Here is a 15511-nt window from a genome sequence, read left to right as displayed (position 1 = left end):
GCTTCCCGGTTGGCTGTCTATACATGTATATATATCTTGGATTTTCGGCCCAGTGTCGAGTCCGCTGAAGGAGCGTGTCGGGACCGCAGATGAACCAGGAAATCGTACCGCATTATCAGCGCGTGAAGCGCATGATCGCCGATCGGATCAAGGCCGGCACCTGGAATCCGGGCGACCGCATCTCGTCCGAAGCCGAGCTCGTGAAGGCGCTCGGCGTCAGCCGCATGACCATTAACCGCGCTCTCCGCGAACTGACCATCGAGGGAAGCCTCACCCGTGTCCAGGGCGTTGGCACTTTCGTCGCCATGGCCAAGCCCCAGGCCGCCTTGTTCGAGGTGCGCAACATTGCCGAAGAGATTTCCGAGCGCGGCCATCAGCACCGCGCCGAAATCCTGACCCTGAAGGCCGAGCCGGCGCCGGACGAGATCGCCGCCACCTTCGGCCTCAAGCCCGGCGCCAGGGTGTTTCATTCCGTACTGCTGCACCGGGAGAACGAATTGCCGGTGCAGCTAGAGGATCGCTATGTCGATCCCCGCCACGCCGCCGATTATCTCGACCAGGATTTCACGCGGCAGACACCCTATGTCTACCTGACCGCCATAGCCCCCATATCCGAGGCCGAGCACATCATCGAGGCGGTGCTGCCCGGCGCTTCGGAACGCAAGTTGCTCAAGATCGACGCCCACGAACCCTGCCTGCAACTGACAAGGCGCACCTGGTCAGCCGGCAAGCCGGTGAGCCATGTTCGCCTGATCTATCCGGGCAGCCGCTACCGCCTCTCCGGGCGCATCGCGCCTAAGTGAACCGATCTCGGCGGGACAGCTAGGCGCGGATCACCAGCAGGGTCTGGCGGATCCCGTCGATTTCGCCGTCGACCAGCGGCTCGAAACTGATCTGGGCCGTGGGCGCATGGCGCTTCGCCACCGCTTCGATCAACGAGCGCGGGCTGGCCCAGGCGAGGCCGGACAATTGGCGGCGTTCCGCTGTCTCGGGAAAATGCACCAGGGCGATGCTGCCGGGCGACATCAACGAGATGATGTTGCCGAGATAGCTGTCGAGTCTTGCTTCCGGCACTTTCGAGCAGACATGCCAGGACCCGATCAGCCGCGGCTTGTCGGCCCTTACCTTGGCCAGCGTTTCCGCATTGATGACACCAAGCTTCGGAGCCTTCTGCCGGAGCCATTCGGGGTCCATCGCCTCGAGCCCCAGCTTGTAGAACTCGTCGGTAATGTCGACACCCCAGAATTTGCCGGGCTCAAGATAGTCGATGACGCTGCGGCCGAGACGCAGTGAGCCGCAACCGTAATCTACTGCAACATCATTGGGTTGCAGACCAAACCTCTGCAAGAACTCCAACAATTCGCCATGCTCACGCACAGGCCGCGACGCCGAGCCGATAGCGGGATGACCACTGCCCGCATTGATCTTCGTCATCACGGCGTGGACATAATAATCCTCATAGGGCGCGAAGGGGTGTGTGACGCGCCATTTGAAATAGCGCTTGAAATTGCGCCAGGCGCGCTTGGCGTTGAACTCTTCTGCCACGTCGAAACCCCTAATTGTGCAGGCCGGCCAGATCTGGCGACCGGCCGGATATTAAGGCCGGGAACCTAACGAAATCGCCCGGCCCATGCCATTGCTGATTGGCGTCAGGCGATATCTTACCAACCTGTCATTTAGCTGACATCGTCAGGGGCGGGGCTACCCCACCACTGGATCAGGCCCGCCGGGCTTCATCGCGCCGGCGCCGCCCGCATGATTGTGATCGCAGTCACAGACGCCTTGGCCCCTTCGCCCCTAAGTTCAGTTCATGAAGCGGGGCTCACCCAACCGTCCCCATCCCTGCTTCGTATCGCGGGCGCCCGATGCCATCCCCATCGGGCGCCCGCACTGTTTTCGGTTGGGATCGTCTGGGCAGGTCGTGCTGCAGCAGTTCCTAGATCGGCAGGGCTATTTGCGTGGGAGGCAGCGGCCGGCGCGTCAATGCAACACTACGTGTCGGCACTGCGCCTCTTCGAGCAGCTGGGTCTCTAGCTTACCCATCAAATGAAGCTTAGGCCCGCCATCGGGCAACCTCTGCCGAATGGCCGCATTAACATTTTGTCCCAGCAACAGTCTTTCGGCACCAGAGAGCGTCAGATAGAGGCGCCCGCCGATATCCTTTGAAAAGGTCCCGAAATTTGGCGGGAGCAAGGGCACATAGAAGACAGCCCGGACATCGACGTTACCGGTCAGCCGCACCACGAATCCTTGCGGGTCGTCGTTCCAGTAGGCCCGGTCGGAAAGGGTCACACGGGAAAGGTCGTCGGTTTCTTTGTGCATCAAGGACCCCTTCTATTCGTCTCATCAGGGAAGCCTGTTGGCTTGCTTATATACAGCCACATAACGCAGGTAACGGGAAATCGGCAACTTTCGGTTTTGTCACAGTCGGTGTCCTTGCCTGGGACGGCTGCCATTTGGCGCCTCGGCGCTCAACTCACCCCTTCAGTGGTGGCGCTTCCGAAATCTCTCGCTCTTGCCATCTTCTGACGATCGCAACAGGCTCTCCGGCCAGTTCTTGCTGCGCGTCAAACTCCGTAAAACAAACGGATATGCATTGCGCGCTGCAATCATCCGCCTGGATGCCGACGGATGCCCTGAGTGCGACAAAAAGCTTGGCCCCGGCACTGCCGTCATATTTTTTTGGCACGTCCTTGCCCATCTCCAGGATCTTTTCGGTCGCAAGGAAATTGGCCCGCCTCATATGCATTTCGATCTGATGAATGGCGCTATGCACGGACTGTCCCAACATATGGCCATTTGAACCGTTGAGCGTGCCCGTCGGCAAAGCTTGAGGCCGCGAACCGCGAAGCGCCTTCAGCTCTCTCTCCCAATGCACCGCGGCGTGGCATAGAAGAATAACCTCTTTGAACTTGCCCCAGATCTCTGTCGACACATCACCGCGATCGAAGAGCGTCCAATCGATATCCGGCATATAGAAGTTGAGAACATCCATAGGTCACAGTTCTGCAATGCGGGCGCAAGAATGCTTGGGCCCCGTCGCGCATATGGCGCGATGGAATCTGAGAATGCCTGCGTTGTGTTGGATTCGCCTGAGGCGACGAAACCCGGCATGGATGGTTAATCATCATCCACCGGAAAGGTTGCGCCCGGCCACCAATAGATTGCCAGTCCCGGCGCATGATCGATGCCCATACCCGAGCTACCGACTAGCCGGCTTGTCCGCTCTGCCGTGATTAGGGGTGCCAATTTCGGGCTTTGAGGCCCGGCTAGGCCGACAAAGGAGGCTCAAGCAATGCATGAAGCCCTGCCGACCGATCCCCCTTCCCAGGCCGCTAAAGCTTGGGTATGAAGAGCCCCGTACGCGCAGGATGGCGAAACTGGCCGGATGCCTGCGCGTGAGCTTTCAGTTTCTGGAACGTGTGGATCTCGTATCTGGTCAACGTCCTGATATGAGGCACATTTTTCTCGGACGTGCCGGCGTAGCACAGTGGTAGTGCAGCGGTTTTGTAATGCGGCCTAGTGAGTGCCGCCTATTGCGCTCTAGTGCGCTATTTTCCTGGAATTAAAGGATATCTTGCCGGGCGCCTCGCTCTAGGCTTCGGCCTATTTCCGCTTAGTTCGGTCTATTTGGGTGCTGGGTTGGGTGCTAAGCGCCGCTTGCGGCGTGCGCTCTCACTTCGTCTTCCATCTCGTTAACAAGCGTATCGACTTGAGCCTCGTCGTAGATGGCCGGCTTGAATTCAGAAGTCCGCAATATCTCGACTGCCTGCTCGTACGCGGGAAGAAGCGCGGCTGTCTGAGGCTTACCGACGAGCAAGTGCAAGCTCACGCCTGTGGCGTCGGCGCCATCGGCTGCGGCATCAAGATGCCCGCGCCACCTTCGCGCTTTGTCCTTGATCCCATTCGCATCTGCCAAGTCGAAAGAAATCGGCTCGTAAGCGTGCCATTTTCCATTTTTCCAAGCATTACCAAACTGGATTGTATCCGCGGCCCCTACAACTTCGAGTTCTTCAAACTCAATCGGCAGCTTGCGCTCGGCAATTTTCTCCCGCACCGGACGCCATACATCTTCTTCGGTCTTTCGAGATTTTGCATGTGTATCGTACTTTGAGACATACCGAGCGAAGAGCCGCTGCAGCGTAGCCTCGGGGCTATTCGTGTACCCGCCTCCCGGGTTAGACCACTGCAGCGAACTGTCATCGGTCGCGAGCGCCAAGCGCGCAAGATCGCCGGCGTGACGATCGCTCTCAAACATGTTGTTCTCGGCCAACCTGCGCGAAACCGCCGACACACCGCTCTTGATCGATCGCATGGCCGAGTTGAACGCGTCCCTATCCAGATCCGGAAAAGCGCCGCGAAGGCGGCCGATAGACGTGCGTGTCTTGATCTGCACCTTGCGAAGCTCCGGAAGGTGCATCAAGACCCCTACATTGACGAATTCGCCCGTCACCGGGTCGTGAACGTAACGCAGGATTGTGTAGCTGTAAGGAATCTTACCGCTCATTTTAACACCCGTTCCACTTCCGCGAGGCACCCGTCAATATTATCGCGAGCGTCCTTAATGGAAGATAACGCTTTCGCGACAATTGAGTTCTGTGCGACGACATTTGCGTGCGCCCAGGCTTTTGGGACGCTCTGCCCATATTCTCCAATACGCACGTCGGATATGTTTTGCCAAGCTGCTTTAATAGGGCTGTAGTCCACTTGGCGCCCGACCAACGCCTGTCTGAACGCGTGATTTTCGTTATTTTCCAATGATTTAAGGCCACCTGGTCGCCAAGGAGCGATAAATCCGAGTAGCATGGTAGGAAAAGTAAGCTCGTGGTCAAATATTCGTATCTGTTTTCCCTTTACCAAGCAGTTCGGATTGGAAGCCCGCCGGTCGGAATTCTGGGTTAGTGCGTCAAAAACGAAGATGGCGGCCGCCGTCGGCAGCATTTCGTCAGTTATCATCGTCCCAGATGTCCAGAGCGAATACTGCCCGGTCAAATAAGTTGACCCGAACGCTGTGCGGCAGCTCTGAGCAATTTGCTGCCGTCGCCCGGGGTCGGACACGATGTTCTCCCACTCGGGCGGAACCAAAATTATATAGGGTTGGGGCACCGGCAAACCCAGGTCGGCGGCCAAGCAGGCTGCGATCGTTTCGCGGACCAAGCTAGCCTCCTGCGATTCGCAGCCTCCCGAAAACTTCGCCACTACTTCGATGGTCGCGCCGTCCGCTTTCTCGCACACTAACAGGGAGGGTTTGGTTTTGCCGGTATCAATCTTCCGAGAAAACTCTATCGGCTCTACGGTAGTGAGCATACCCGGCCTTCACTGAATGTGATTCTAGCGAGGATTAGTCGCAAAAACGGTTGTTCTGTCAATCGCGCGGCGAAGTGCAGACAGGCCGATGTCGAATGATCTCGCGTCGAATGTGCGCAACTGCCGGGGGCGCGTCCATGATCGGCGCACAACCGTACCCTATCGAGGCCGCGCGTCTCCGGGATGCCTTGTGTTCTTCTATTGTTCTCACATAGAATTGCCCGGCCGGAGGTGTTCAGGGCATGCCCGATTATCACGATAAGCACGGCCGGGCGCAGCTGTGGGGCCACGGTCACCTGCCTAGTGCCGGCTTGTGGCGGGACGAAGCTCCTTTTCCCCGAGCAAGCCGAGCCGATCGCCCGCAGGCTTTCGGAAGGGTACGGGCTCCGCTACCTGCTGACCCGGCTCAAATGCGGCCGGTGCGGCTTCCGCAATGCCAGCGTGACTTTCCACCTCGCCTATCCCGGCCGGCGACCATGGGACAGTCGCAAGGCGCCAGGCGAGCCCCGGCGCAAGTATCCGCATGAGGGCAACGGCGCTAGCATGGATGTTAGCGGCAGCGCGCTTCACAAGGATATGCCGACTTTAGGAAACGGGCGGGGGCGGCATAGATGATCAACTTCGGCAGATGCAATTCATCTGGGTGCGTTTTCTGGGCCCGACTCGAGCAATCATCTTATGGTGGTTATTGACATATCCCACGGGCGCCAATGCGAGCGGCATACTCTGGCGTTCAATGCTGTCGTTTCGCACGCAAACCAATTTTGATGGATTCGCAAATGGACGAAATTGCCGCGCGTAGATCGATCTCCTTTAAACACTCTGTTGTGATCACTAAGGAACTGCTTGAGAAGATCGACTCGGTACTTAATGAATGCCGGGCAGTTTCCGAGCGTCGAATGCGTGAGGATGCTCGTAAGGAATACGCCGAGCGAGAAGGATGGTCTGAAGAAAAGAAGAAGGAATATGCGGATGTGGAAATTCAGCGGAATCTGAAGTATCAGCGGGTCCAGTGGTCTATCGAGTTGGCGGACAGAACACAACTCGGGCCAATGACGTTGGGGCAGGTATTGGCTCAATCAAATCTGCCCGGTAGGAGAATTGAGAGGATTGAAGGCGAAGCAAGGTCAAATAGTCGGCCGACGATTGTGATGACGTTTCAAAGACCCAAACACGAATCTGAAACGTGTCGGTACGTTGTCACCGGCGCCGAGACGGACGTGAATAATTTCAGCCGACGGCTTGACGATATTATAGCGGAAGCGCGCGATGGTTGGACGTGGCTACATCGCTCACCATACAAGCTGTTTGTCAGTGCCCTAGTTGCTACTTCGGTGGTCACCTTTGAAATCACTCGAGAGTCGCTTCCTACAGACGAGGAAGCATTGAATGCCAAGTTTACGGTATGGACAATATTGTTTTTCGGCATCTTGGTGTGCTTGCCGATAGGGATGACGTCGTTGGTTGACCGGATTTTCCCGAAGTCGACATACGCGATCGGGCATGAAGTATCTCGCTACGCAACACTGAAATGGCTGCGCTGGACCATTTTAGGCGGCCTAGTCGTAATGCCAACCCTTGCCTTTTTTCGTGACAAACTGCTTTCACTGTTTACGGGCTAGAAGATGCAGCCGATATTCGCATTTCAATCTTCAAACGGGTTTTGCTGCCGCGGTCGTGCCGGCAGCGCTTCGCGAGCTTCGGCGGGCACGTCGATCACGGACGGCGCCGATCGATGCTGAAACGCGCGGGCGCGGGCGGACTCAAGAGCCTTCACAATGCTGACCGCTTCAATCTGCACACGGTCGACCAATAGGCCGGCGATCTTGGACGACAATTCGCGTCCCTTGATGATCGCCATTGCGTTGCCCTTCTCGCGTGCGAATTCGATATCTATGGCGATCAGTTCAAGCATGCGCTCGGCTGTATAGGTCGTGTTCTGGCGCAGCTTTTCGCGCGCCTCATCGATCGCCGCGGCAATCTTCTTGTTGCCATGGATCAACCGATCATGAGCACGCGCGGCGTAGTGCGGCGCATAGCCGGCCTTGCGCGCCGCGGCAGCGGCGTTATCGCCAGCGACCACGTGCTGCACAAACATGAGCTGTTGCGGGCTGAGTTCTTTCATTCCAGGCCCGCCGGGATAAAAGCCGCTTTGGCGATCGCGCGCATGCGTTGGATCTCGGTCAATTCGTCAAGCGACAGAAGCGGAATGTGCGTCATGTCCCAATGCTCGGCACAGTAGGGCTTGCCGGCAAGCGCAGGTCGACCGCACCAGGCGATCGGATCGGCTTTAGGGTCGCCATGGATATAGGCGCAGCCATTCAAGCGGCCCATCCCGTCTCAATGTCGTAATCTTCAATTTCCTCGGTGGTGCCCAGATTATTGACCGCGTCGACGTGGCGCCACTTGGCCAGGCGCAGCCGATAGACTTCGGCCTTTGCCGCTTCGCCAAGCGCAATCATGTCGTCGGCAGTTGCCAGATACAGCATGGTGTCATCGGCCATGCGCCAGTTGAAATCCGATGGCCAGGGCACGCCGGCAGCTTTGGCCCACCGCGCCTCATTGCCCATGGTGGTCAAGTTGGCCTGATCCTGTGGCCGGATCTGCAGCACCTTACCCGCGTAGGGCATGCCAGCGGCCAAGGCCGCGTCGAAACGATCGGAGATGGTTTTTAGAATGCGCTCCCGCGCAATATGAACTGGCCACACCCAGGCGCTGCCGTTCCATACCTGCCGGCCGTCTTCAGGCGCCGTAGGGACTTCTGCATGCGCACGCGGTGGCTTCCCGCCGTCAATGCCAACACCAGCGAACTTGTTATCTTGCGTGATGAAAAATGATGCCATGTCACCACCCCTGCTCTGGCGGGCGCGGTATTTCCAGCGGGCCGCGGTCAAGGCGCCATCCGCGCCGCCGGTGCCCTTGTTGTTGGACGCAAAAGCCCAGGTGTCGCCGGTCGTGAACAACATCGAGTTGCGGCTGGTCAGTCGACGCGGCAACGGGCTCGATGCATAGCCGGTGCTCATGTCGGTCAAGGGATTCTGCAGAACATCCCCGACCGCGTGGCCAAGGTCGATCGTCGTGCATTCGATCTCAATCGCACCGTCCGCTAGAATATGCGTGGTGCCAATGTTGTGGTCAAAGCTGACAACTTGGCCGGTGCCGGGCAGTGTCGCGGTCCAGGAAGATACATAGCGGCCTTGGATCGCGTACCAGGTGATCGCCGTCACCACGTTGCCGGCGACCGTCACCTCGCCCACGTAAACGCGATAGACCTGTGCAGCGGTCGACCCGTTGCCAAGCTTGCCGACCATCTGCTGTACGTTGAAGGTGAATTGATTGTTCGTGACCACATCGGCGCCGCCCGCGCGATAGGTTGGGGCCTGGGTGCCGGCGCCAGGTGTGCACGTGCCATCGGCTGCGATGGTCAAATAGAGATACATCGTCCCGTTGCTGGTGAGGCTTGTCCAGCTTGGATCGGTAATCGAACCAACGTAATCGGTCGTGCCATTGGCAGCGGTCGCCACGATCGTGCCGGTCGCCGTAACCGTGGCGCTGCCCGTCGAGCTGCCAAAGCTCGGCAGCCCATCATTGTCGACAGGACCGCTCAGCACCGTCTGGCGCACAGGCGAGGCAATGACAGCACCCGACGCCTGCAACGCGAGGATGTCCGCTTCGGCCGCGGTGACGCGCCCGGCAAGTACCGAACCGGCCAAGGTTTCAGGCGTGACGTGTGCGGCGGCTTCCGTGCCCGCGTCAACCTGCGCTTGGTTGGCGCGCGGCGAAATGCCCTCAACGCCAACGCTGGCAGAGACCACTGCGTCGGTCGGGATCGTGAGGCTGTAATTCTCAAGCCCGTCACCGTCGCTATTCCAGCGAATGCCTTTCAGGGCGCTTGGGGTCGGCAGCGTCACATCGGCGCCCGAAACGTCACCGTCCGATAGTCGCGCCGATCGCCCCATCAATTCTCTGAGGCGCTGCACGATCATGGTGAGCTTGTCCACCGGTCGCTCAAGCGACGTGGCGGGCAGCGGGCCGTTGTTCTGGAAGTCCACTTCCTGGGTCAGCGCGGGATCGCGATACCGGGTGATCTTGTAGGCGCTGCTGGGCGCGGTGGTAAGCGTGATGCTGCCACCGCTCTCGTCGCCGGCGCCCGTCACCGTGTAATCCGTGTTCAAGGTCAGCGTGGTTTCGGCGCCGCTGGCGATTTCCGTTTTCAGAACAACGAGATCGGTGTCTTCAAGGAAATAGTAGGGGAACGCGAAAACGGTCGTGACGCCGTTGCCGGTGGAGATAACGCGGTTGGTAGTTGAACTGATCGGCATGCATTAGCTCAACACAGTCATGGCCTGCCGGACGCCCTCGAATTTCGCAGCGAAGGCGTTCAAATCGCGTTCACGCTGATCAAGCGCCTCGGTCCGGGCCATAGCTTCCTGTTCCCGAGTGGCCTGCAGGGTATCCAGTTCCTTGCCGCGCGCTGTCTGGGCCGCGGCGCGTCCGTTCAACTGCGCCTCGCGTGCGTCCAGGGCCGCTTGCCGCTTGTCGAGTTCGGCTTCCTTTTCGGCGTTTCGCTGATTGCCGGTGAGGATGGTTTCTTCGGTGACGCGCAACGCGTCCCTTTCCTGCCGCATATCTTCCGTTGCAGCACGGATATCCGACAGTACCTCATGGGCTGCCGGGATGTTGTTGACCAAGTCGACCAGGCCCCAGAAATCGGCGGGGGTGTTCAAGCCGCGTGAGCGGGCATTCGCGTCAATTGACATGAGAAGTCCTTTCGAGTGTGCCGCTCAATTGCGGCGGTTCTTGCATTGCGTCGGCACAAGCCAACACGTCTTCAAAAGCCAGCTTGTATTTGCGCAGGGCGGCGCTGCGCTTGCGCAGGCGGTCGAGTTCGACTTGCGCGGCCTGCACAGCGGCGGCACCGTCAACCGAACCTTGGCGGCGGGCGCGCAATGCTGCATCGAGCTTGGCTTGCGCTTCCCCGAGTTCGCGCATCGCTACCGGAATTTCCTGCCGGGCGAAGTCGTACATTTGGCGGGGTGTCATGCTCATTGGCGCCATGCCGCCATCAAGCCGGTTGATTGCCGGTCACGATCTTGGCAACGATTGCCTCAATCGCCATAAGCGCCTGGGGCTTGCCGCGGCCGGTAACGCCATCCTTGATCCTGAATTCAAAGTCGGCGGATGCTGCGGTCGAGGTGCCGACAGTCACGTTGTTAGGGTCCAGGCCCTTGCCGATATTCAGACTGTAAAAATGATCAGCCATGGGGTGCGCCTTTCTCTATCAGTCCGCGGCGGCGCCGTTGACATAGGTTTCGTATTCCGTGGCCCGCTCCAGGACGTGCTTGGTCTCGAGGCCATGCGTGTGAGCAAGCTTCAGGCATTCAAGCCTGATCGTTTCGGCAGCCGGGGCCGGCGCGGGGTGATTGTTCTGAGTTTCAGCCATGGGTAATTCCTTTCTTGGCGAGCAAGCCTTCGGCGGCATATGCGAATGAGGTGATGACTCTTGCGTTGGACCCGGCGCCGGTTATGGACAGCATTTCGATGATGCCGGGCGACTTCGCCTCGAGTTCACGCATGAGCTGGCCCGCGAGCTTGAGCTTCGCCGGCATCTGGTCGCCCCAAAGCTTCTCGAGCATGGCCTGTTGGCCATCGGAATAGGCTTGCCGTTCGGCGTCCGACGCGTCACGCCAGACAGCGAAGGTCTGTGCAGCCTCATGCAGAACCGAGTTCCCGATATCGGCCGGCATCTGTGCCGTGGCCAGCCAACCGCGAATTTGATTCTCGGTTTCTTGAGCTTCCTGCATTTCTTCTTCGGTGTCGTAAGGCCCGGCCAGGTTCGGCATGCGGTACTGTGACGGGTCGATTGCTTCCTCTCCCGTCTCGCCTTCCGGGTGCAGCTGCTGCATCAACTCGGTGTGTTCCCTGTGTGCGGCCGGATCGCCGTCAATAAGCCGCTGCCGCCAAGCGGGATCGTTCTGCAGTATCGCCAGACGGGCCGCTGCGGCTTCCTTGCCGGGTGCGGCCTGCTGTTGCGCTGCGCCGGGTTCGGCATATGCCAGCTTGTGAAGGCGTTCGGACTCCGCGACCGTGGCAGCGTCACCCGACAGGAACTTGGCGCCCCATTCGGGATTCGCCTTGTTGGCGTTGAGCGTCGCCAGGGCTTCACTCTGGGCAAGAGGTGCGGCGCCTTCCGGCGAACCGCCATTGAATGGCGCCGCTGTCTCGGTCATGCGTGGGCCTGTTCATTGTTGGCGAGGTTGCGCAGCGAAATGGCGATCGCATCGAGGCGCGTTTTGTCCTCGGGCGTCATGCCGCGCAAAAGCTGGTCGCGCCGCTTGGCCGCTTCGTTGAAGTGCCGGCTACGTTCCGACTTCGTCAGCGACTTGTCGGCGCCCACGTTCCAAACGCGGACCGTTTCCGCCACCACTTCGGCAATCCGATCGATACCACCCGGAAGCTTTGACATGTGAAATCCCCCTATCCATCGCAGCATTGCGATGCCCCGAAGTTGCGCGCGTTTGCGGACAAAATCAAGTCCAAAAATCGACCTAACTAATTGATCTATATTGCAAATATTGCAACAAGTTGCATTTTTCGCAACACGCAACCAGGGATTGATCGCGTATTCAAGGGCTTAGAAATTCGGGTCACGTTGGCGCCTCATTAAAAAATTTGATCTAGGCACCGCGTGGGGCCCCCGTACGGCCATGCCGTCGCGGAAATCCGGGGGTGCCCCCGGGGGTACTCCCCCCTTCGACGATCGGCCTTTTGCTGCCGGCCGATCGCCGGTTTCCGCAGATCGAGGGGGGTTCAACCGCGAACCTTCCGCAGCTGCGCCAGCTGATCGCAGGCTTTGGCCATGTAACTGCTGAGGGTCGGAAGGTCCTTAAGCTCCCATGGCCAGTTGCCAGCCCAGCGCAGGCCGCATTTGACCAATGCGTATCGGCCGGTGATTTCGACCTCGGGCAGGATCAAAAAGGTGCCCGTTTTCTCGGAGCTATCCGGCCGGTACGGCATCGCCTCGGCAATCTGCGCCGTGACGTCCTGCAGCTGCTTGAATTTGCCGGCCAGGTCTGCCGCAAGCTTCTCGATGTCGGCGGCAATGTCTTTCCGCGTCTCTGCCAGGGCTTCCGCGGCATCCCAGCGCTTGGCACGGTCGGCAGCGGTAGCCGCGGACGCTGTGGCCGCTGCCTGGGCTTCGGCGGCCTGCGCAGCGGCGGTAAGTCCCTCGACCCGTTCTCTGGCCGCTGTAAGGGCGGCGCGGGCGTCATCAAGCTTCCGGGCGTTGGTGTCGTGGCCAGGCGATAGCTCATAGGCCATGGCCGCCGATGTGAAAGCGGCCTGCGCCAGATCGGCCGCGGCGACCGCGTCGGCAAGGCGGGCCTTAAGCCGGGTGACAGGATCTTGGCCGGCAAGGGCGTCGACCACGTCGACCGCCTTGGCAGCTGCACCAGTGAAAAGCCGGCTCAATGGGGATTTGCTCATGTGGATAGCCTCATTTCTTGGGGCAGCGTTTGCTTGAACCGCTGCCGCGGGTTGAAAAGTCTTTATGTTCCGTGGTGTTGCCGGTGGGCTCGGGCTCTAAGCACCCGATTTCAGCACCCAAAACAGCGGCGGGCGCATTTTTTGGGCCGATCTCGACGGCAAGGCGCACGGCAAAATCGCGCATCGCGGTGTCATCGGGGTTGGCCAGGGTGAGGGGTGCGGCATGGCTGCCGATCAATTTGACCGGCTGCGGATCTCGCAAGAGCAATTCCAGGCGGTAGCGCAGCACGGCAGGCCGTGACGGCAGCATGAGGCGGCGCAGCGCCTCGGCAGCGCCCGGGGCGCCGCGCTTGATCTCCGCAGCCACCAGGGCAAGTACACGGTCGTCATGTAGCAGCCGGGCGGCAATGGCGCGGGCACCGGGCCTGTACCCGGCAGCAAGGGCGGCGGCGGTCGCATTGCCACCCGATGCGACCAGGCGCTTGGCAAACGCCACGCGCCGGCGGCTGATAGGGCGAAGCGGCATGCTCATGACAGCCACCCATGCCCGCCAGTCACACGCGCAGGGGTCGCGCCACCCAATCCCTGCTGTATCGGCCAAGGGCTGTTTGATGAGTTTTGAAAAGCAGGGTCGCGGCGTAGCGGACATCCCCTATAGGGAGATGTCCGCTTTGTCCGCCCCGTATGACCGGCGGACATTTGCGGGCATGTCCGCCATTTGTCCGCTTTGTCCGCTTCGGAATTCCCACGTGTTATCAAGGCGATAGCACTGGCTACAGTTTGTCCGCTGAAGGGCTTAACCGAGAACAAGCGCATGATCGCCCTCATCCTTGATCCACCCCATGCGGACAAGCTCATTTGTCCGCCTTCTGAACTCCCTTTGACCGCTTGATTCACGGCCCCGATAATTCCGGGAGACGAATTCAGCCCGCCACTCATGGACCGCAATCCGGGCCGGTTCGCCCGGTTCTGCCCTGCCTAAAGTCAGGTTTTGGGCCGCTTCCAGTAGCTTGGCGGTACTGGTTCCGGCCTTGGGTGTCTCACGCTCAAATGCCCGCCCCCGGTCCGGGACGGTGACGGCAGACGTGACCGGGCGCCCTTTGGCATCGGTGCCGATTTCCACCGTCTCAATTTGGAAATGGAATTTTGCGCCCGTCTCACCGTCGCGTTGCTTCTCGATCGTGACGGCCGAATTCTTAATTTCCAGGGCCGTGTCGACAGCACCCATAAGCGAGCTATGGCCACGCGCGCCCTTGGCCGCATCCTTGCCCAGATGGTGGATGACCAGGACCGCGGCGCCCGTCTCACGCTTGATGCGGCTCAAGCTGGCGATAACGGCGCCCATGTCTTCCGCGCTGTTTTCGGCGCCGCCGGCCATGATCTGGTTCAGGGTGTCGATCACAATCAAGCGCAGGGGGTGGCCGGTGCGCTCCGGCAATTCCAGGGCCGCCGCAATCAAGGCCGACACATCGTCGGCACTGCTGCGCAGGTTGGCGCCATCCTCGATCGCCGCGAAGGGAATGGCGGCGCCGGCAAGCTCGTCAAATTGGCGCCGCGCCTCGAGGCGGTTGGCGAGCATGCCTTCCGCGCTGAAATAGAGCACCGAGCCTTGAAGGGTGTCCCGGCCATGCCATGGCACGCCGCGGGCGATGGCAAAGGCCATCTCCACCGCGCTGAGCGTCTTGGCTTTGCCCGGTTCGGCAATGAGAATGACCAGGCCGCCGGCCGGCAGCACGCCATCAATCGCCCAAAGCATATCCAGCTTGGGGGCGATGTCGCCAAGCAACCGCACCTTAAAGCGCCGATTGCCCGTGGCGGAATTTCCCGCCGCGCTTGGGGCTAGCGTTTCGATCTTGCTAAATATGACCTCGGGCGCAGCGGCGCCAGGTTCCTCAAAGCCGTAGCGGTAGGCGTTGTGAACCTTCTCGGCCATGCGTTCCGGCGACCAGCCAGGCGGGCAGCGTGGATTGTAGTGGTCAAGCATGAGCTCGACACAGTCCGCCTCGCTCACGCCAAAATCTTTCACCCGAGCCGCCACTTTGAACGTGGTCTGATCTCCACCTTGACCTTTGACGGCTACCGGAGCGGTCGACCGGAGATAATCGGTTGCACGAGATAGAGCACGGACGCGGTCGACGTTGGCAGGGGGTGCTGTGTCGGCATTGGCTGGACTTTCAGGGCCGCGCTGACCGCAGCGATCGACAAGCCACGTAGGGGCGAATGCCATAGGTTCGTCAGAGTGCGACACATAGGGCTTGCCGTCGATCACAGAACCGCAGGCTACGACGTACCCACCGTAGGATCTGTGATCGACGCCATCGCCTAAGCGATTCACGCCTTGCCTGACAGGCTGGTCGACGCGGTAAAACAGGTGACAGCCGCTTGTCGTCGTTTCGGTTACGGGCGTCCTTGGAAGCTCTAAGCCTTCGGCCTTCCATTGGTCGATGGTATCGAAGCCGTTCTTGCCGCCCTTGGCGTCCACATCGATAACTATGAGCGCGTCGAATCCACCATCCGCCCGCATGTCGCCAAACTTGCCGGTATAGATTCCGATATTGGCGTCCGGGGTTTGTGACCACCACGCCTTGATCTGTTCAGGATCACGGGTTGCCATCTCCTTGAAGTGCATGCCCTTGGGCGGCGTCTTCTTACCGGTCTGCAGCGGAAAGACGTTGAATCCTTCAGCTGCACGGGTAAGAGCGTGGTCGAGCATTGAAGG

The 15511-nt window shown here is 59.8% G+C and carries 19 protein-coding genes; 2 read left to right on the top strand and 17 right to left on the bottom strand.

The genetic code is table 11. The features are described 5' to 3' along the window. The first annotated feature begins 89 nt into the window (after positions 1-89). Entirely contained in the window at positions 90-803 is a 714-nt protein-coding gene (hutC, locus tag IPK59_00705; GenBank protein MBK8157382.1) for a histidine utilization repressor, read from the top strand. A 19-nt stretch (positions 804-822) separates the two neighbouring features. Here hutC and IPK59_00700 read toward each other — a convergent pair whose 3' ends face one another. The 5 genes from IPK59_00700 to IPK59_00680 form a co-directional block, all read right to left on the bottom strand. Then, positions 823-1545, bottom strand: coding sequence for a hypothetical protein (locus IPK59_00700; protein MBK8157381.1), 723 nt, complete (start codon positions 1543-1545; stop codon positions 823-825). Positions 1546-1980: 435 nt separating this feature from the next. Beyond that, on the bottom strand, positions 1981-2322 hold the full coding sequence (locus IPK59_00695) for a hypothetical protein (GenBank protein MBK8157380.1): 342 nt from the start codon (positions 2320-2322) through the stop codon (positions 1981-1983). 154 nt (positions 2323-2476) lie between these two features. Next, positions 2477-2995 (bottom strand): hypothetical protein, encoded by a 519-nt coding sequence (locus IPK59_00690; GenBank protein ID MBK8157379.1) that lies wholly within the window; start codon positions 2993-2995, stop codon positions 2477-2479. Positions 2996-3649: 654 nt separating this feature from the next. Continuing rightward, on the bottom strand, positions 3650-4507 hold the full coding sequence (locus IPK59_00685) for a DUF3037 domain-containing protein (GenBank protein MBK8157378.1): 858 nt from the start codon (positions 4505-4507) through the stop codon (positions 3650-3652). Next, positions 4504-5307: a hypothetical protein gene (locus tag IPK59_00680; protein ID MBK8157377.1), complete on the bottom strand. Its 804-nt coding sequence runs from the start codon at positions 5305-5307 to the stop codon at positions 4504-4506. Before IPK59_00680 ends, IPK59_00685 begins: the two co-directional genes overlap by 4 nt. 779 nt (positions 5308-6086) lie before the next feature. Between IPK59_00680 and IPK59_00675 the strand changes: the two genes are divergently transcribed. After that, the gene (locus IPK59_00675) at positions 6087-6929 is read left to right on the top strand and encodes a hypothetical protein (protein MBK8157376.1); all 843 of its coding nucleotides are present in this window, start codon (positions 6087-6089) and stop codon (positions 6927-6929) included. 23 nt (positions 6930-6952) lie between these two features. On the opposite strand, the gene IPK59_00670 is transcribed toward IPK59_00675, so the two are convergent. The 12 genes from IPK59_00670 to IPK59_00615 all read right to left on the bottom strand — a co-directional run bounded on the left by IPK59_00670 (position 6953) and on the right by IPK59_00615 (position 15505). Beyond that, positions 6953-7432 (bottom strand): terminase small subunit, encoded by a 480-nt coding sequence (locus IPK59_00670; GenBank protein ID MBK8157375.1) that lies wholly within the window; start codon positions 7430-7432, stop codon positions 6953-6955. Then, positions 7429-7641 carry a hypothetical protein gene (locus IPK59_00665; protein ID MBK8157374.1) on the bottom strand — a complete coding sequence of 71 codons (213 nt, stop codon included), beginning with the start codon at positions 7639-7641 and terminating at the stop codon, positions 7429-7431. The genes IPK59_00670 and IPK59_00665 overlap by 4 nt, the downstream gene beginning before the upstream one ends. Next, complete coding sequence (locus IPK59_00660) at positions 7629-9629, bottom strand: DUF4376 domain-containing protein (GenBank protein ID MBK8157373.1); 2001 nt, start codon at positions 9627-9629, stop codon at positions 7629-7631. Before IPK59_00660 ends, IPK59_00665 begins: the two co-directional genes overlap by 13 nt. A gap of 3 nt (positions 9630-9632) precedes the next feature. Continuing rightward, on the bottom strand, positions 9633-10067 hold the full coding sequence (locus IPK59_00655; GenBank protein ID MBK8157372.1) for a hypothetical protein: 435 nt from the start codon (positions 10065-10067) through the stop codon (positions 9633-9635). Beyond that, a complete protein-coding gene (locus IPK59_00650; GenBank protein MBK8157371.1) occupies positions 10057-10335 on the bottom strand; it encodes a hypothetical protein in 279 nt (92 codons plus the stop codon). The genes IPK59_00655 and IPK59_00650 overlap by 11 nt, the downstream gene beginning before the upstream one ends. A gap of 37 nt (positions 10336-10372) precedes the next feature. Next, complete coding sequence (locus tag IPK59_00645; GenBank protein ID MBK8157370.1) at positions 10373-10570, bottom strand: hypothetical protein; 198 nt, start codon at positions 10568-10570, stop codon at positions 10373-10375. Between the two features lie 18 nt (positions 10571-10588). Further along, positions 10589-10750 carry a hypothetical protein gene (locus IPK59_00640; protein ID MBK8157369.1) on the bottom strand — a complete coding sequence of 54 codons (162 nt, stop codon included), beginning with the start codon at positions 10748-10750 and terminating at the stop codon, positions 10589-10591. Then, positions 10743-11537, bottom strand: coding sequence for a hypothetical protein (locus IPK59_00635; GenBank protein MBK8157368.1), 795 nt, complete (start codon positions 11535-11537; stop codon positions 10743-10745). The genes IPK59_00640 and IPK59_00635 overlap by 8 nt, the downstream gene beginning before the upstream one ends. Next, positions 11534-11773 (bottom strand): hypothetical protein, encoded by a 240-nt coding sequence (locus tag IPK59_00630; protein ID MBK8157367.1) that lies wholly within the window; start codon positions 11771-11773, stop codon positions 11534-11536. Before IPK59_00630 ends, IPK59_00635 begins: the two co-directional genes overlap by 4 nt. A gap of 344 nt (positions 11774-12117) precedes the next feature. Beyond that, the gene (locus tag IPK59_00625; GenBank protein ID MBK8157366.1) at positions 12118-12735 is read right to left on the bottom strand and encodes a hypothetical protein; all 618 of its coding nucleotides are present in this window, start codon (positions 12733-12735) and stop codon (positions 12118-12120) included. 67 nt (positions 12736-12802) lie between these two features. After that, positions 12803-13324: a hypothetical protein gene (locus IPK59_00620; protein ID MBK8157365.1), complete on the bottom strand. Its 522-nt coding sequence runs from the start codon at positions 13322-13324 to the stop codon at positions 12803-12805. A 264-nt stretch (positions 13325-13588) separates the two neighbouring features. Beyond that, positions 13589-15505: an AAA family ATPase gene (locus IPK59_00615; protein MBK8157364.1), complete on the bottom strand. Its 1917-nt coding sequence runs from the start codon at positions 15503-15505 to the stop codon at positions 13589-13591. Between the last annotated feature and the right edge of the window lie 6 nt (positions 15506-15511).

The sequence above is a fragment of the Rhodospirillaceae bacterium genome (assembly GCA_016712715.1).
Classification (GTDB): domain Bacteria; phylum Pseudomonadota; class Alphaproteobacteria; order Dongiales; family Dongiaceae; genus Dongia.
Note: the sequence above shows the minus strand (reverse complement) of the source record. Positions and strands in the feature narration are given on the sequence as shown.

What these genes read in the sequence shown, in the direction of transcription:
- IPK59_00630 (MBK8157367.1), bottom strand. Translation starts at nt 11,773, where the DNA reads ATGTCAAAGCTTCCGGGTGGTATCGATCGGATTGCCGAAGTGGTGGCG.
- IPK59_00655 (MBK8157372.1), bottom strand. Translation starts at nt 10,067, where the DNA reads ATGTCAATTGACGCGAATGCCCGCTCACGCGGCTTGAACACCCCCGCC.
- IPK59_00650 (MBK8157371.1), bottom strand. Translation starts at nt 10,335, where the DNA reads ATGTACGACTTCGCCCGGCAGGAAATTCCGGTAGCGATGCGCGAACTC.
- IPK59_00690 (MBK8157379.1), bottom strand. Translation starts at nt 2,995, where the DNA reads ATGGATGTTCTCAACTTCTATATGCCGGATATCGATTGGACGCTCTTC.
- IPK59_00680 (MBK8157377.1), bottom strand. Translation starts at nt 5,307, where the DNA reads ATGCTCACTACCGTAGAGCCGATAGAGTTTTCTCGGAAGATTGATACC.
- IPK59_00620 (MBK8157365.1), bottom strand. Translation starts at nt 13,324, where the DNA reads ATGAGCATGCCGCTTCGCCCTATCAGCCGCCGGCGCGTGGCGTTTGCC.
- IPK59_00645 (MBK8157370.1), bottom strand. Translation starts at nt 10,570, where the DNA reads ATGGCTGATCATTTTTACAGTCTGAATATCGGCAAGGGCCTGGACCCT.
- IPK59_00615 (MBK8157364.1), bottom strand. Translation starts at nt 15,505, where the DNA reads ATGCTCGACCACGCTCTTACCCGTGCAGCTGAAGGATTCAACGTCTTT.
- IPK59_00695 (MBK8157380.1), bottom strand. Translation starts at nt 2,322, where the DNA reads ATGCACAAAGAAACCGACGACCTTTCCCGTGTGACCCTTTCCGACCGG.
- IPK59_00660 (MBK8157373.1), bottom strand. Translation starts at nt 9,629, where the DNA reads ATGCCGATCAGTTCAACTACCAACCGCGTTATCTCCACCGGCAACGGC.
- IPK59_00665 (MBK8157374.1), bottom strand. Translation starts at nt 7,641, where the DNA reads ATGGGCCGCTTGAATGGCTGCGCCTATATCCATGGCGACCCTAAAGCC.
- IPK59_00635 (MBK8157368.1), bottom strand. Translation starts at nt 11,537, where the DNA reads ATGACCGAGACAGCGGCGCCATTCAATGGCGGTTCGCCGGAAGGCGCC.
- IPK59_00670 (MBK8157375.1), bottom strand. Translation starts at nt 7,432, where the DNA reads ATGAAAGAACTCAGCCCGCAACAGCTCATGTTTGTGCAGCACGTGGTC.
- hutC (MBK8157382.1), top strand. Translation starts at nt 90, where the DNA reads ATGAACCAGGAAATCGTACCGCATTATCAGCGCGTGAAGCGCATGATC.
- IPK59_00640 (MBK8157369.1), bottom strand. Translation starts at nt 10,750, where the DNA reads ATGGCTGAAACTCAGAACAATCACCCCGCGCCGGCCCCGGCTGCCGAA.
- IPK59_00685 (MBK8157378.1), bottom strand. Translation starts at nt 4,507, where the DNA reads ATGAGCGGTAAGATTCCTTACAGCTACACAATCCTGCGTTACGTTCAC.
- IPK59_00675 (MBK8157376.1), top strand. Translation starts at nt 6,087, where the DNA reads ATGGACGAAATTGCCGCGCGTAGATCGATCTCCTTTAAACACTCTGTT.